This is a genomic window from Bosea sp. (in: a-proteobacteria) (assembly GCF_023953965.1).
Taxonomy (GTDB): domain Bacteria; phylum Pseudomonadota; class Alphaproteobacteria; order Rhizobiales; family Beijerinckiaceae; genus Allobosea.
The window spans coordinates 244,670-258,355 of record NZ_JAMLIX010000002.1; the positions used below are offsets into that span (position 1 = coordinate 244,670).

General features: G+C 68.5%; 14 protein-coding genes. 8 read left to right on the forward strand and 6 right to left on the reverse strand.

Annotation, left to right across the window (positions count from 1 at the left end):
- Positions 1–30: 30 nt before the first annotated feature.
- Positions 31–1,017: a methylmalonyl Co-A mutase-associated GTPase MeaB gene (gene meaB / locus M9917_RS16075; RefSeq protein ID WP_297255330.1), complete on the reverse strand. Its 987-nt coding sequence runs from the start codon at positions 1,015–1,017 to the stop codon at positions 31–33.
- 145 nt (positions 1,018–1,162) lie between these two features.
- On the opposite strand from meaB, the gene M9917_RS16080 reads away from it, so the two are divergent.
- The 3 genes from M9917_RS16080 (at position 1,163) to M9917_RS16090 (ending at position 4,776) form a co-directional block, all read left to right on the forward strand.
- Positions 1,163–2,314, forward strand: coding sequence for an alpha/beta hydrolase (locus tag M9917_RS16080; RefSeq protein ID WP_297255332.1), 1,152 nt, complete (start codon positions 1,163–1,165; stop codon positions 2,312–2,314).
- 88 nt (positions 2,315–2,402) lie between these two features.
- Positions 2,403–3,410 carry an alpha/beta hydrolase gene (locus M9917_RS16085; RefSeq protein WP_297255334.1) on the forward strand — a complete coding sequence of 336 codons (1,008 nt, stop codon included), beginning with the start codon at positions 2,403–2,405 and terminating at the stop codon, positions 3,408–3,410.
- Positions 3,411–3,492: 82 nt separating this feature from the next.
- Positions 3,493–4,776: a cystathionine gamma-synthase family protein gene (locus tag M9917_RS16090; RefSeq protein WP_297255335.1), complete on the forward strand. Its 1,284-nt coding sequence runs from the start codon at positions 3,493–3,495 to the stop codon at positions 4,774–4,776.
- Positions 4,777–4,780: 4 nt separating this feature from the next.
- Here the strand turns inward: M9917_RS16090 and M9917_RS16095 are convergent, their stop codons facing one another.
- From M9917_RS16095 to M9917_RS16105, 3 genes are all read right to left on the reverse strand, one after another.
- The gene (locus tag M9917_RS16095; protein ID WP_297255337.1) at positions 4,781–5,104 is read right to left on the reverse strand and encodes a type II toxin-antitoxin system PemK/MazF family toxin; all 324 of its coding nucleotides are present in this window, start codon (positions 5,102–5,104) and stop codon (positions 4,781–4,783) included.
- Positions 5,101–5,322, reverse strand: coding sequence for an antitoxin MazE family protein (locus M9917_RS16100; RefSeq protein WP_297255339.1), 222 nt, complete (start codon positions 5,320–5,322; stop codon positions 5,101–5,103). Before M9917_RS16100 ends, M9917_RS16095 begins: the two co-directional genes overlap by 4 nt.
- A 67-nt stretch (positions 5,323–5,389) precedes the next feature.
- Complete coding sequence (locus tag M9917_RS16105; RefSeq protein ID WP_297255341.1) at positions 5,390–6,127, reverse strand: DUF3750 domain-containing protein; 738 nt, start codon at positions 6,125–6,127, stop codon at positions 5,390–5,392.
- Positions 6,128–6,299: 172 nt separating this feature from the next.
- On the opposite strand from M9917_RS16105, the gene M9917_RS16110 reads away from it, so the two are divergent.
- The 5 genes from M9917_RS16110 to M9917_RS16130 all read left to right on the forward strand — a co-directional run bounded on the left by M9917_RS16110 (position 6,300) and on the right by M9917_RS16130 (position 10,639).
- Complete coding sequence (locus M9917_RS16110; protein ID WP_297255343.1) at positions 6,300–7,403, forward strand: polyamine ABC transporter substrate-binding protein; 1,104 nt, start codon at positions 6,300–6,302, stop codon at positions 7,401–7,403.
- A gap of 26 nt (positions 7,404–7,429) precedes the next feature.
- A complete protein-coding gene (locus tag M9917_RS16115) occupies positions 7,430–8,584 on the forward strand; it encodes an ABC transporter ATP-binding protein (RefSeq protein WP_297255344.1) in 1,155 nt (384 codons plus the stop codon).
- Positions 8,581–9,483, forward strand: a complete 903-nt coding sequence (locus M9917_RS16120) for an ABC transporter permease (protein WP_297255346.1) — start codon at positions 8,581–8,583, stop codon at positions 9,481–9,483. The genes M9917_RS16115 and M9917_RS16120 overlap by 4 nt, the downstream gene beginning before the upstream one ends.
- The gene (locus tag M9917_RS16125; RefSeq protein ID WP_297255348.1) at positions 9,480–10,268 is read left to right on the forward strand and encodes an ABC transporter permease; all 789 of its coding nucleotides are present in this window, start codon (positions 9,480–9,482) and stop codon (positions 10,266–10,268) included. The genes M9917_RS16120 and M9917_RS16125 overlap by 4 nt, the downstream gene beginning before the upstream one ends.
- A 98-nt stretch (positions 10,269–10,366) precedes the next feature.
- Positions 10,367–10,639 (forward strand): hypothetical protein, encoded by a 273-nt coding sequence (locus M9917_RS16130; protein WP_297255350.1) that lies wholly within the window; start codon positions 10,367–10,369, stop codon positions 10,637–10,639.
- 63 nt (positions 10,640–10,702) lie between these two features.
- On the opposite strand, the gene scpA is transcribed toward M9917_RS16130, so the two are convergent.
- Both scpA and thiD read right to left on the reverse strand, forming a co-directional pair.
- A complete protein-coding gene (gene scpA / locus M9917_RS16135; protein WP_297255351.1) occupies positions 10,703–12,865 on the reverse strand; it encodes a methylmalonyl-CoA mutase in 2,163 nt (720 codons plus the stop codon).
- Entirely contained in the window at positions 12,862–13,674 is an 813-nt protein-coding gene (gene thiD, locus M9917_RS16140) for a bifunctional hydroxymethylpyrimidine kinase/phosphomethylpyrimidine kinase (protein ID WP_297255355.1), read from the reverse strand. Before thiD ends, scpA begins: the two co-directional genes overlap by 4 nt.
- Positions 13,675–13,686 lie beyond the last annotated feature (12 nt).

Below are 13,686 nucleotides of genomic sequence, written 5' to 3' on the forward strand. Positions count from 1 at the left end.
TGGAAGCAATCCAGCAATTATCGACATGCCCTACAGCCCGAGCGCCCGCGCGATCTCGTCGGCGGCGGCGGTGGGGGCCAGGCGCCCGGCCGCGACGGCGGCTTCCAGCTCCGGCGCGCGGGCTTTCAGGACCGGATCGTGCCTGAGCTTCGCCTGCAACCGGTCCTGCACCATCGCCCACATCCATTTCACGTCCTGCCGGCGCCGCTTCTCGGCGATCAGGCCCCTGGCCTCGAGCCGGGCGTGATGCTCCTCGATCTTCGACCAGAGCGCGTCGAGGCCCGCCCCCGTCAGCCCCGAGACGGTCACGACCGGCGTGCTCCACGGGCCCGAGGCGGGGGCGAGGATGCGCAGCGCCGCCCGGTACTGGGCCGCCGCCGCGCGCGCCGCCGTCGCGCCGTCGCCGTCCGCCTTGTTGACCGCGATCATGTCGGCGAGCTCGATGATGCCCTTCTTGATGCCCTGCAGCTCGTCGCCGGCATTGGGCAGCATCAGCACGAGGAAGAAGTCGGTGAGGTCGGCGACGGCGGTCTCGGACTGGCCGACGCCCACGGTCTCGACCAGGATGACGTCGAAGCCCGCCGCCTCGCAGAGCAGCATCGTCTCGCGGGTCCGGGCGGCGACGCCGCCGAGGGTGCCCGAGGAAGGGGAGGGTCGGATATAGGCTTGTCGGTCGATGGCGAGCCGGGCCATCCGCGTCTTGTCGCCGAGGATCGAGCCGCCGGTGCGGGTCGAGGAGGGATCGACCGCGAGCACCGCGACCTTGTGGCCGTTCGCCGTGAGGTGGCTGCCCAGCGCGTCGATCAGGGTCGATTTGCCGACGCCGGGCACGCCCGTGATACCGACGCGGATGGCGCGGCCGGTGTGGGGCAGGAGCCGCCGGATCAGGGCCTGCGCCGCGTCGCGATGATCGGCGCGGCGCGATTCCGAAAGCGTGATCGCGCGCGCCAGCGCGGCGCGCTCGCCGGCGAGAAGGGCATCGCCGAGCGCCTCGGCTGGGGAGATTCTGTCGACCATGGCGCCAGTTAGCAAGCCATGAGCGCGGGCGACAAGGCGCCCGCGCGCCTCACTTGCTCCGTCACTGTGTCATGGACGCCTCTTGTGAATCCGCCACGGCGGTGAGACGAGAGGCCGATTGTCCTCGGAAACGATGTGCGTGGCGATGCGGTTTCGTGTTCTCCTGGCCGCCCTGCTCCTCCCGCTCGCGCTTGCCGCCTGCGGCACGCCGCGCGTGCTCGAGCTGAGCCAGGCGCCGAAGGGCGACATCGCCGGGACGGTCCAGCTCTTCGTGGCGACCACGCGCGAGGCTTCCGCGCAGCCGGTCTATTTCAGCGGCGAGCGGGGCCCGCAGCTCTCCTTCGCCCGTCTCGACATCACCGTGCCGCGCTCCCACAAGTCCGGCGAGCTGGAACTGCCCGATTCGGGGCCGGGCGACCCGTCCAAGCATTTCGCCGCGACCTATATCCAGAAGCTCGAGCTCGCCCCGGTCGTCTCCGACGTGCGCAAGGAATTGCAGCGGCGCCCGCCCTCCCAGCGCGACGTGCTGATCTTCATCCACGGCTACAACACGAACTTCGCCGATGCGGCCTATCGCTTCGCCCAGATCGTCTTCGATTCCGGCTTCAAGGGCGTGCCGGTGCTGTTCACCTGGCCTTCGCGCGGCGAACTCCTGGCTTATCCTTACGACCGCGAGAGCGCCCTCTACTCGCGCGACTTCCTGGAGCGGAACCTGCGGGCCATCGCGCGTGATCTCGGCGCCTCGCGCATGGACATCCTCGCCCATTCCATGGGCACGTTCCTGACGATGGAGACGCTGCGCCAGGCCGCGATCCGGGGCGACGGCACCTTCGGCGGCAAGCTGCGCGACGTGATACTCGCGGCGCCGGACCTCGATCTCGACGTGTTCAAGACGCAGATGCGCGAGATCAAGCGGCCGGTGACGGTCTTCGTCTCGGCCGACGACCGCGCGCTCGCCTTCTCGCGGCGCTTCGCCGGCGACAAGACGCGGCTGGGAGCGGTGTCGAGCAAGGACACCGAGACGATCGTGGCGCTGGAGAAGCTCGGCGCCCGGCTGATCGATCTCTCCGAGATATCCTCCGGCGACAGCTTGAACCACGCGAAATTCGCGTCCTCCCCGAAGGTGGTGCAGCTCATCGGCGAAAGGCTCAGGCAGGACAAGGGCATCGGCTTCGCCGGGCCGCAATTCGGCGACCGGCTCGGCGACATCGCCGGCGGGTTGGCGGGCACGGTCGGCTCGACCGTAGGCCTCGTCGTCGGCGCGCCGATCACCATCCTTTCCGGCGGCATGCGCTGAGGCCCGCCCCATTCTGGCCGCGTTGAGCTGTCTTTAGAGGCCCCGCCGCCCGCGCGGCTTCTCGCAATCGACCCGGATGACCGTCTTGATGCCCGTTACGAGGCGTGCCTTCTCATGCCGTTCGCTGGCGCTCGCCGCCTTGCTGCCGCTCGGGCTTTCCGCCTGCGCGCAGAGCGAGGCGAGCGTCTCGCCCTTCTCCGAGCCGGAGCGCGCCGACGGCTCGGCGCTCGGCCGCGACCCGCGCCTGCTCGTGATGACGACGCGCCGCTCCACCGGCAACGTCGCGCCCTACTTCGATACCGATCGCGGCAGGCTGACCTTCGCCGAGGCGCGGCTTTCACCACCCGGGCGCGGCATCGCCGGCCGCGTCTCCTCGGCGGTCAGCGGCGACTGGGCCGTGCTCGGAATCGCCCGCGAGACCACGGACGGCGCGGCAGGCGCCTTCGCGGCGGCGGCGAACGGGCAGGATGTGCTGCTCTATATCCACGGCTTCAACGAGACCTTCGACACCGCCGCGCGCAGCGCCGGCCAGCTTTCGCATGCGCTCGCATTCCAGGGCCGCACGGCCCTGTTCACCTGGCCTTCCGGCGGCAGGCTGTTCGACTACGCCTATGACCGGGAGAGCGCGCTGTGGTCGCGCGACGGCTTCGTCCAGACGCTGCAGGCGCTGATCGCCAATCCGACGGTGGGCCGCATCCACATCGTCGCGCATTCGATGGGCACGTTCCTGACGCTGGAGGGCCTGCGCGAGCTGCGTGATTCGCCGGAGATCCAGGCCAGGATCGGCTCGGTCGTGCTGGCTTCGCCCGATGTCGACATCGACGCCTTCGAGCAGACGGTGAGGAAGCTCGGGCCGCTCGCGCATCGGATGACCGTGATCATCGATCCGGGCGACCGGGCGCTGGCGGTCTCCGCCCGCATCGCCGGCGGCGTGGCGCGGGCCGGCTCCGCCGACCGCACGCGGCTCGAGGCGCTGGGCGTGCGCGTCGCCGACACCTCCGGCCGGGGCTGGAGCATGCTGCGCCACGATCTCTTCCTCTCGAACAGCGAGGTCACGCAGGTCGTGCGCCGCGCCATGGAGCGCGGCGGCGGCTGAGCCGGCATCGATTGATACGAGCCATGGCGCGGCGATGGCGCTAATCTGGCGGCGCAAACCGGCCTTGCAGAGGAAGAGAGCCATGAGCGCAGACGACTATCACAAGGACCGGATCGCCAACCGCAGGCTCCACCCCGAGACGCTGATGATGGGCTTCGGCTATTCGCCGGCCATGTCGGAGGGCTCGCTGAAGCCGCCGGTCTTCCTGACCTCGACCTTCGTCTTCGAGAACGCCCGGCAGGGCAAGGAGTTCTTCGACTTCACCTCCGGCCGGCGCCGGCCGAAGCCCGGCGAGAAGCCGGGCCTCGTCTATTCGCGCTTCAACCACCCGAACATGGAGATCCTCGAGGATCGCCTGGCGATCTGGGACGAGGCCGAGAAATGCGCCGTCTTCGCCTCCGGCATGGCGGCGATCGCCACCACCTGCCTCGCCTTCCTCAGGCCCGGCGACACCGTCCTGCATTCGCGCCCGCTCTATGGCGGCAGCGAGACGCTCCTGAAGAACCAGATGGGCGCCTTCGGCGTCACGCCCTTCGGCTTCACCGATGGGCTCGACATCGCGCAGATGCGCGCCGTCGCGAAGGAGGCCGCCGCCAGGGGCCGCGTCGCGATGATCCTGGTCGAGACGCCGGCCAACCCGACCAACGGCCTCGTCGACCTCGCCGCCTGCAAGACGGTCGCCGACGAGCTTGCGGCGTCGCAGGGGCACCGCCCGCCCGTCGTGGTCGACAACACCATGCTCGGCCCGAAATACCAGAAGCCGCTGAAGCAGGGTGCCGACCTGACGCTGCTCTCGCTGACCAAATATGTCGGCGGCCATTCCGACCTCGTCGGCGGCTCGATCAGCGGTTCCGACGAACTGGTGCGCCAGGTCAAGGCGTGGCGCGGCTCGCTCGGCACCCAGGCCGACCCGAATTCCTGCTGGATGCTGATGCGCTCGCTCGAAACGCTCGACATCCGCATGAGCCGCGCCAACGAGAACGCCAGGCTCGTGGCGGAATATCTCGAAAGCCACCCGAAGGTCGCCAGGGTCCACTATCTCGGCAACCTCAAGGATGGCGACCCGCGCAAGGCCGTCTTCGACCGCCAGTGCACGGCGGCGGGCTCGACCTTCGCCTTCGACGTCAAGGGCGGCGAGACGGAAGCCTTCGCGCTGCTCGACCACCTCCAGATCATGAAGCTCGCGGTCAGCCTCGGCGGCACCGAGACGCTGGTCTCGCATCCGGCGGCGATGACCCATTCCGGCGTCGCCCGAGAGCTGCGCGAGGAGATCGGCCTGACCGATGCCCTGATCCGCATCTCGGTCGGCATCGAGAATGTCGAGGACCTGATCTCGGACCTGGCGCAGGCCTTCGAGGCGGTGTGAGGGGCTAGCCGAGACCGAGAAACAGCGCCAGCGAGCGATTCACGCTGATCAGCGTCTCGGCATCGAGGCGGCCGAAAACCCGGCCGATCCGGTCCCGGCGCAGGGTCATCGCTTTGTCGACCATGATCTGGGAGGTAAGGCGCAGGCCGTTGGTGGCGTCCGGCTCGACCGCCAGCCGGACCAGCGGGGCATTGACGAGATCACTGGAGATGAGCAGCACGGTCACCGTCGCCGTCGCCTCGAACGGATCGGCCTGAATGATCAGGGCCGGGCGCGGCTTGCCGAAATCCCCCGCGAGCGCGACGGTGACGAGGTCGCCACGCTTCATTCGGGAGCGCGGTCCAGGTCTTCCAGCGCGGCGTCGAGGAACGCCTCCAGATCCCGATCGGCGCTGTCGCTGACGGCGACGAGGCGAGCCTGACGGCGGCATTCCTCATCGAAGCCGGGCCGGCGCGTATCGGGAATCCAGATCTGGACCGGTCGCAGCCCGGCTGCTCGCAGGGTGTCGCGGCGCTTCTGAACGCGTCTGGCCGTCGAGGCGGGCATGTCGGCTCTCCTTGCGAGCGTTACATGTAACGTTTTCGTCTCGGCTTTTCAAGGTTCGCTGGATGGCTCAAACCCCGATCCGTCCCCAGCCCGGCAGCTTCAGCGCCGGGCTGCGCAGATCGAGTCCGGCGACAAGGCCGAGCAGGTTGACCTCGACGCCCTCGACCCAGCCCACCGTCACGCCGAGAAGCCCGTAGAGCGACGCCTGGATGCCGGTGCGGCTGGCGGTGAGCCCGGCGAAGAGGCCATCGGCGCGCCAGTCCTTGCCGATCGCGGTCGGCGGCAGCGCCTGTCTGAGCTCCGGCACCTCGGCAAGCACATGCTGGACGAAGCTGTTCGAGTTCGGCCCCGGCCAGGCGAGATAGCTGCCGGGGCTCGAATAGGCGTAAGTTTCGACCGCCGCCCGGATGCGGGGGATCAGCGCCTCGGCCGCCGCGCCGCGGATCTCGCTGACCGGTTCCGGCAGGTTGCCGAACCAGCGCCCGTCGGCCTCGCGGTGGTTGACCCTGACCGGCGCGCCCCAGCCGACGACGTCGAAGCGCGTATAGGCGCTGGCGCCGCGCTCCTTCAGCACGATCCAGGAATGATGCGCGAAGATGCCGCGCCAGCGCCCGACGCGCGCGGCGAAGAGATGCACCGTCGCTTCCGGCTCGGTCGACGCCGCGGGCAGGAGCTTTGCGCTTGTCCAGTCGGCGCGGCGCCAGTCGGGGGAGTGTGTCTGCCAGGCCCACCAGCCCGCGTGGCTGATCAGCGGCAGCAGGAAGGCGAGGGCGAAGAACAGCAGGAAGCGGCGGAAAAGGCGCATCGGACAGGGTATGTGCACGGCGGCGCGGGCGGGCAAGATCGCCGCCGATCACGCTTGCGTCAGGCGCTTGCCTGTGCGCGGGCGTTGCGTCGCGCCCGATGGCGGTTGATGCCGGGGTGAAAGCTGGTAGCGTGCGCGCGCCTGGGTGCGATGGAGGAACAGATTGGGTAGGATGATGAAGCGACTGACCGAGGCGATTGCCGCCTGCGCGATCGGATTGGGCCTTCTCGCCGCACCGGCGGCCGCGCAGGACAAGCAGCTGCGCATCTTCAACTGGTCCGACTACGTCGATCCGGAGGTGCTCGACGCCTTCAAGAAGGAAACCGGCGTCACCGTCGTCTACGACACCTTCGACCAGATGGAGACGGTGGAGACCAAGCTTCTCGCGGGCAAGACCGGCTACGACCTGATCGTGGTCACGGCCTCCTTCCTGCCGCGTCATATCCCGCTCGGCCTCTATCAGCCGGTCGACAAGGACAAGGCGCAAAACCTCAAGAACCTCTGGCCCGAGATCCAGGCGAGGCTCTCCAAATACGATCCCGACAATAAGTATGCCGTGAACTACATGTGGGGCACGACCGGCATCGGCTACAACGTCGCCAAGGTCAGGGAGCGGCTCGGCCCCGATGCGGTGCTCGATTCCTGGAAGATCGTGTTCGAGCCCGACCAGCTCAAGAAATTGTCGAATTGCGGCGTCCATGTGCTCGACGCGGTCGAGGAGATGTTCCCGGCGGCGCTTCGCTATCTCGGCCTCGACCCGGATTCCAAGAAGGAAGCCGATCTCAACAAGGCCGGCGAGCTCTTGCGCAAGATCCGCCCGCATATCCAGAAATTCCACTCGTCCGAATACATCAACGCGCTGGCGAACGGCGACATCTGCCTCGCCGTCGGCTATTCCGGCGACATCCTCCAGGCCAGGAAGCGCGCCGAGGAAGCCAAGAACGGTGTCGAGATCGCCTATTCGATCCCGAAGGAAGGCGCGCTGATGTGGTTCGATTCCTTCGTGATCCCGAAGGACGCCGCCAATGTCGAGGCGGCGATGAAGTTCATCGACTTCGTCAACCGGCCGCAGATGGCGGCGAAGAACTCGGACTTCATCCAGTACGCCAACGGCAACATGGCCTCGAAGCCGTTCCTCTCGGCTGCGGTGCGCGACAACCCCGGCATCTACCCGTCGAACGAGGTGATGGGGCTGCTCTATACGATCACGCCCTATGACCAGAAGTCGCAGCGGCTGGTGAACCGGCTCTGGACCCGCGTCAAGACCGGCAAGTGAACGCGGCGCCAAGTGAACGTAACACCATGAGGAAGACCTCGCCCGGCAGCGTGCGCCGGGCCTTCCAGCCCTGGAACGACCCGGCGGCGAAGCCGCTGGTCGAGTTCCGGGACGTGACAAGGCGCTTCGGTGCCGTCACGGCCGTGAGCGGGCTTTCGCTCGCGCTCTACCCGCGCGAGTTCTTCGCGCTGCTCGGCCCCTCCGGCTGCGGCAAGACCACGCTGATGCGCATGCTCGCCGGCTTCGAGACGCCGGACGAAGGGGTAATCCTGCTCGACGGCCAGGACATCACCGCCATCCCGCCGCATCTGCGGCCGATCAATATGATGTTCCAGTCCTATGCGCTGTTCCCGCATCTGAGCGTCGCCGGCAACATCGCCTATGGGCTCAGGCGCGAGAGGCTGCCGCGCGCCGAGATTTCCCGCCGCGTCGAGGAGATGCTGGCGCTGGTCAAGCTCTCGGGGTTGGGCGCGCGCAAGCCGCATCAGCTCTCCGGCGGCCAGCGCCAGCGCGTCGCGCTCGCCCGCTCGCTCGCCAAGCGCCCGAAGCTCCTGCTGCTCGACGAGCCGATGGCGGCGCTCGACAAGAAGCTGCGCGAGCAGACCCAGTTCGAGCTGATGGACCTCCAGAGCGAGCTTGGCCTCACCTTCATGGTCGTCACCCACGACCAGGACGAGGCGATGACGATGGCCGACCGCATGGCGGTGATGGACCATGGCAGGCTCGTCCAGATCGCCCCGCCGGACGTGATCTACGAGGCCCCGGCCAACCGCCACGTCGCCGAGTTCGTCGGCGACATCAACATCTTCGAGGGGAGGATCGCGTCCGTCGAGGGCGAGCTGGTGCGTGCCGAGGTGCCGCGCATCGGGCCGGTGGAGCTCGACGAGGAGGCGCCGGCGCTGAAGCCCGGCGATGCCCTGCTGATCGGCATCCGGCCCGAGAAGATCGAGATCGCCCATGACGAGCCGGCTGGGGCCGTCAACAAGGTTTGCGGCGAGATCTGGGACATCGGCTATCTCGGCGACTTCACCATGATCCAGGTGATGCTCGGCGGGGAGGGCGGCCAGCTCGTCAAGGTCGCGCTCGCCAACCGCACGCGCCGGCTGGCCCGGCCCTTCGCTTGGGACGACGAGGTCTGGCTCTCCTGGGACGTCGAGGCCGGCGTGGTGCTGCCGCCATGAGCGGGAGTGCCTCGCTGCGACGGCTTTCCCGCCTCGTCGTCGCCGTGCCCTATCTCTGGCTGGCGCTGTTCTTCCTCGCGCCCTTCGCCATCGTGCTGCGCATGGCGTTCTCGCAGGCGGCGACGGCGCTGCCGCCCTATGCGCCGCATTGGGAGGGATTTGCCCAGCTCGGCGAATTCCTCTCTGAGCTCGACCTCGCGAATTTCAGCCTGCTCGGCGACGATCCGCTCTACTGGCAGAGTTATCTCTATTCGCTGCGCATCGCGGCGCTGACCACTGCGCTCGCGCTGGCGATCGGCTATCCGCTCGCCTATGCCATGGCGGCCGCGCCGTCGCGCTGGCGCGGCGTGCTCATCGTCTTCGTCATCCTGCCGTTCTGGACCTCCTTCCTGATCCGCGTCTACGCCTGGATCGGCATATTGCGGCCGGACGGGCTGCTCGATGCGGCGCTTGCCCTCATCGGCTTCGAGAGCGGGCCGCTGCGCCTGCTCAACACCGAGGCCGCCGTGCTGATCGGCATGGTCTATTCCTATCTGCCCTTCATGGTGCTGCCGCTCTTCGCGACGCTCGAGAAGCTCGATCGCGGCCTGCTCGAGGCGGCGGCCGATCTCGGCGCGACGCCGGTCACGGCTTTCCTCACGGTGACGCTGCCGCTCTCGCTGCCCGGCATCCTCGCCGGTTCCGCGCTGGTCTTCATCCCGGCGGTGGGCGAGTTCGTCATCCCCGACCTGCTCGGCGGCCCCGATACGGTGATGATCGGCAAGGTGCTGTGGAGCGAGTTCTTCTCCAACCGCGACTGGCCGCTGGCCTCTGCGGTGGCGGTGGTGCTGCTCGTCGTCCTCGTCCTGCCGCTGGTCTGGCTCCAGCGCGCCCGGCTGAAGCGGGAGCTTGCGGCGTGACGCGCCTCGGCCCCGGACTGATCCTCGCGCTGATCGTCGGCTTCGCCTTCCTCTACCTGCCGATCCTGACGCTCGTCGCCTATTCCTTCAACGCCTCGCGGCTGGTGACGGTCTGGGGCGGCTTCTCGACCCACTGGTACGGCGCGCTGATGCAGAATGAGCCGCTGCTCGCCGCCGCCTGGCTCTCGATCCGCCTCGGCATCGTCTCGGCGACGCTGGCGACGGTGCTCGGCACGCTCGCCGCGCTGGCGCTCGCCCGCCATGGCCGCTTCCGCGGGCGCACCCTGTTCTCCGGCATGGTGCTGGCGCCGCTCGTCATGCCGGAGGTGGTGACGGGGCTGTCGCTCCTGCTGCTCTTCGTCGCAGCCGATGTCGAGCGCGGCTTCTGGACGGTGACGATCGCCCACGCCACCTTCAGCCTCGGCTTCGCCTGCATCGTCGTGCAGTCGCGGCTGGCGGGCTTCGATCGTTCGCTCGAGGAGGCGGCGCAGGATCTCGGCGCCACGCCCTTCGTCACCTTCTGGACGGTGACGCTGCCGCTGATCTGGCCGGCGGTGGCGGCGGCCTGGATGCTGGCATTCACCCTCTCGCTCGACGATCTCGTCATCGCGAGCTTCACCACGGGGCCCGGCGCGACGACGCTGCCGATGCGGCTCTATTCGGCCGTCAAGCTCGGCGTCTCGCCCGAGATCAACGCCGCCTGCACGATCATGATCGCGGCGGTCGCGATCGTGGTGATCGCGGCCTCGCTCCTGCTCAAGCGCGAGCAGCTTTCCGCAAGTTAAACGCCGGCTGAACGGCGCCCTCAAAACCCGTTCAGGCGCGATCTGCGAAGGTCCGGTCCGTGGCAGGGCGACCCCTGCCGGGAACAGGATGTCGGATCATGTTTGCCAATCGCGCCCGTACCGGTTTGGCCGCCCTCGCTTTCGGCGGCGCCGTGCTCGCAGCTTCGCTCGCCGCCGGATCTGGCGAGGCCCATGCCTTCGGTGGCCGCTATGAGCGCTCCTTCGAGCGCCCGGCCTATGGCTATGGCTGGCGTCCGGCGCCGCCGGCCGTCCACGGCTTCTGGGGCCAGCGCCGCTGGCATCGCTATTCCGACGGTTTCGGCATGCGGCCGGTGCCGCCGCGCGCGGGCTATGGTTACGGCTGGCGGTAAGTGTCGCCACGTCGGTCGTGATCATGGGGCGGGCGCTGCCGGCAGGCCGCGCCCGCCTTCGCTTTATTCCGCCGCGGTCTGCTGGGCGTAGCCGAGGCGTTCGTTCAATTCCTGGATCAGTTTTTCGGCGGCGTTGGCAATGACGGTTCCGGGCGGGAAGATCGCGGAGGCTCCGGCTTTGATCAGCGCATCGAAATCCTGCGGCGGGATGACGCCGCCGACGACGATCATGATGTCGGGCCGGCCCGCGCTGGCGAGCGCGGCCTTGAGCTCCGGCACCAGCGTCAGGTGCCCCGCGGCGAGCGAGGAGACGCCGACGATGTGGACGTCGTTCTCCACCGCCTGCCGCGCGGCCTCGTCGGGCGTGGCGAAGAGCGGGCCGATATCGACGTCGAAGCCGAGATCGGCGAAGGCCGAGGCGATCACCTTCTGGCCGCGGTCGTGCCCGTCCTGGCCCATCTTGGCGACGAGGATGCGCGGGCGGCGCCCGTCCGCCTCCTCGAAAGCCTGGCACATCAGCTGGACGCGCGTGACGGCTGGGTTCATCTCGCCGACCTCCCGCTTGTAGACGCCCGAGATCGCCTTGATCTCGGCCCGGTGGCGCCCGAAGACCTTCTCCATCGCCAGCGAGATCTCGCCGACCGTCGCCTTGGCGCGGGCCGCCTTGACCGCGAGGTCGAGCAGGTTGCCGTCGCCTTGCGCGCCATGGGTCAAGGCTTCGAGCGCGGCTTGCGTCTCGCTCTCGTTGCGCTCGGCCTTGAGGCGCTTCAGCTTGTCGAGCTGCCGGGCGCGCACGGCGGCGTTGTCGACCTTGAGCACCTCGATCGCCGCTTCGCTGTCGGGCTTGTAGCAGTTGACGCCGATGATCGCCTGCTGGCCGGCGTCGATGCGCGCCTGCGTCCTGGCGGCGGCCTCCTCGATCCTGAGCTTCGGGATGCCGGCCTCGATCGCCTTGGCCATGCCGCCGAGCGCCTCGACCTCCCGGATATGGCCCCAGGCCTTCTCGGCGAGCTCGGCGGTCAACCGCTCGACGTAATAGGAGCCGCCCCAGGGATCGATGATGCGGGTGGTGCCGCTCTCCTGCTGCAGCAGGATCTGGGTGTTGCGCGCGATCCGGGCCGAGAAGTCGGTCGGCAGGGCGAGCGCCTCGTCGAGCGCGTTGGTGTGCAGCGACTGGGTGTGGCCCTGGGTTGCGGCAAGCGCCTCGATCATCGTGCGCGGCACGTTGTTGAACACGTCCTGCGCCGTCAGCGACCAGCCCGACGTCTGGCAATGGGTGCGCAGCGGCAGGGATTTTTCGTTCTTGGCGCCGAAATCCTGGACGAGCTTGGCCCAGATCAGCCGGGCGGCGCGCATCTTGGCGACTTCCATGAAGAAGTTCATGCCGATCGCCCAGAAGAAGGACAGCCGCGGCGCGAAGACGTCGACCGACAGTCCCGCCCGCTGGCCGGCGCGGATGTATTCGACGCCGTCAGCCAGCGTATAGGCGAGCTCGAGGTCCTGCGTCGCGCCCGCCTCCTGCATGTGGTAGCCGGAGATCGAGATCGAGTTGAACTTCGGCATGTTGGCCGAGGTGAAGGCGAAGATGTCGCCGATGATCCGCATCGAGGGCGAGGGCGGGTAGATATAGGTGTTGCGGACCATGAACTCCTTGAGAATGTCGTTCTGGATGGTCCCCGAGAGCTTGGCCTGCGGCACGCCCTGCTCCTCGGCCGCGACGATATAGAGCGCCAGAACGGGAAGCACCGCGCCGTTCATCGTCATCGACACGCTCATCTGGTCGAGCGGGATGCCGGAGAACAGCGTGCGCATGTCGTATATCGAGTCGATCGCGACGCCGGCCATGCCGACGTCGCCGGCGACGCGCGCATGGTCGCTGTCATAGCCGCGATGGGTCGCGAGGTCGAAGGCGACCGAGAGGCCTTTCTGACCGGCGGCGAGGTTGCGCCGGTAGAAGGCGTTGGAATCCTCCGCCGTGGAGAAGCCGGCATATTGCCGGATCGTCCAGGGCTGGTTGACGTACATCGTCGGATAGGGGCCGCGCAGATAGGGCGGCAGGCCGGGCAGCGTCGCGACGAAGGGCAGCCCGTCGCGGTCTGCCGCCGTGTAGACCGGCTTGACCGGGATATCCTCCGGCGTCTGCCAGGCCTCGCCCGCCGGCAGCTCGCCGGCGGCGGGGCGACCTCCGGCAAAGGCGAGCTTGGTGAAATCCGGGATCGCGGTCATGGTTTGCTCTCCCACCAGTGATGGAAATGATGCACCGGTCCGTGGCCGTGGCCAACCGCGACCTGGTCGGCGGCGGCGATGGCCGCGGAGATATAGCTCTTGGCGTTGCCGACCGCCTCCGGCAGGGCCTGCCCCTTGGCGAGATTGGCGGCGATCGCCGAGGACAGGGTGCAGCCGGTGCCGTGCGTGTTGCGGGTGGAAAGGCGCGGCGCGTTGAAGCGCTGGCGCGTGCCGCCGGCGAGCAGCAAGAGGTCGCTGCTGACGTCGCCCCCGCCATGGCCGCCCTTGACCAGCACGTTCGCGGCGCCGAGCGCGGCGAGCCTGTCGGCCTGCTCGTCGACTGCCGCATCGGTCTGGGCGATGCTGGTGCCGATGAGCGCTGCCGCTTCCGGCAGGTTCGGCGTGACGAGCGTCGCGAGCGGGAAGAGATGCGCGCGGATCGCCTCGACCGCCGCCGTTTCGAGCAGCCGCGCGCCGGAGGCCGCGATCATCACCGGATCGAGCACGACGTTCTTCGCCCCGTGCTTCCTCAGCCCGGCTGCGACGGTCTCGATCAGCTCGGCCGTCGCCAGCATGCCGATCTTGACGGCATGCACGTCGAGATCCTCGAAGACCGCGTCCATCTGCCTGGCGACGAAGTCGCGCGGCACGGCGTGGATGGCACTGACGCCCCTGGTGTTCTGCGCCGTCAGCGCCACGATGACGCTGGCGCCATAGACCTGATGCGCCGCGAAAGTCTTCAGATCGGCCTGGATTCCGGCGCCGCCGCTGGAATCCGAGCCGGCGATGGTCAACGCGATGGCGGTCACGGTCTCTCTCCG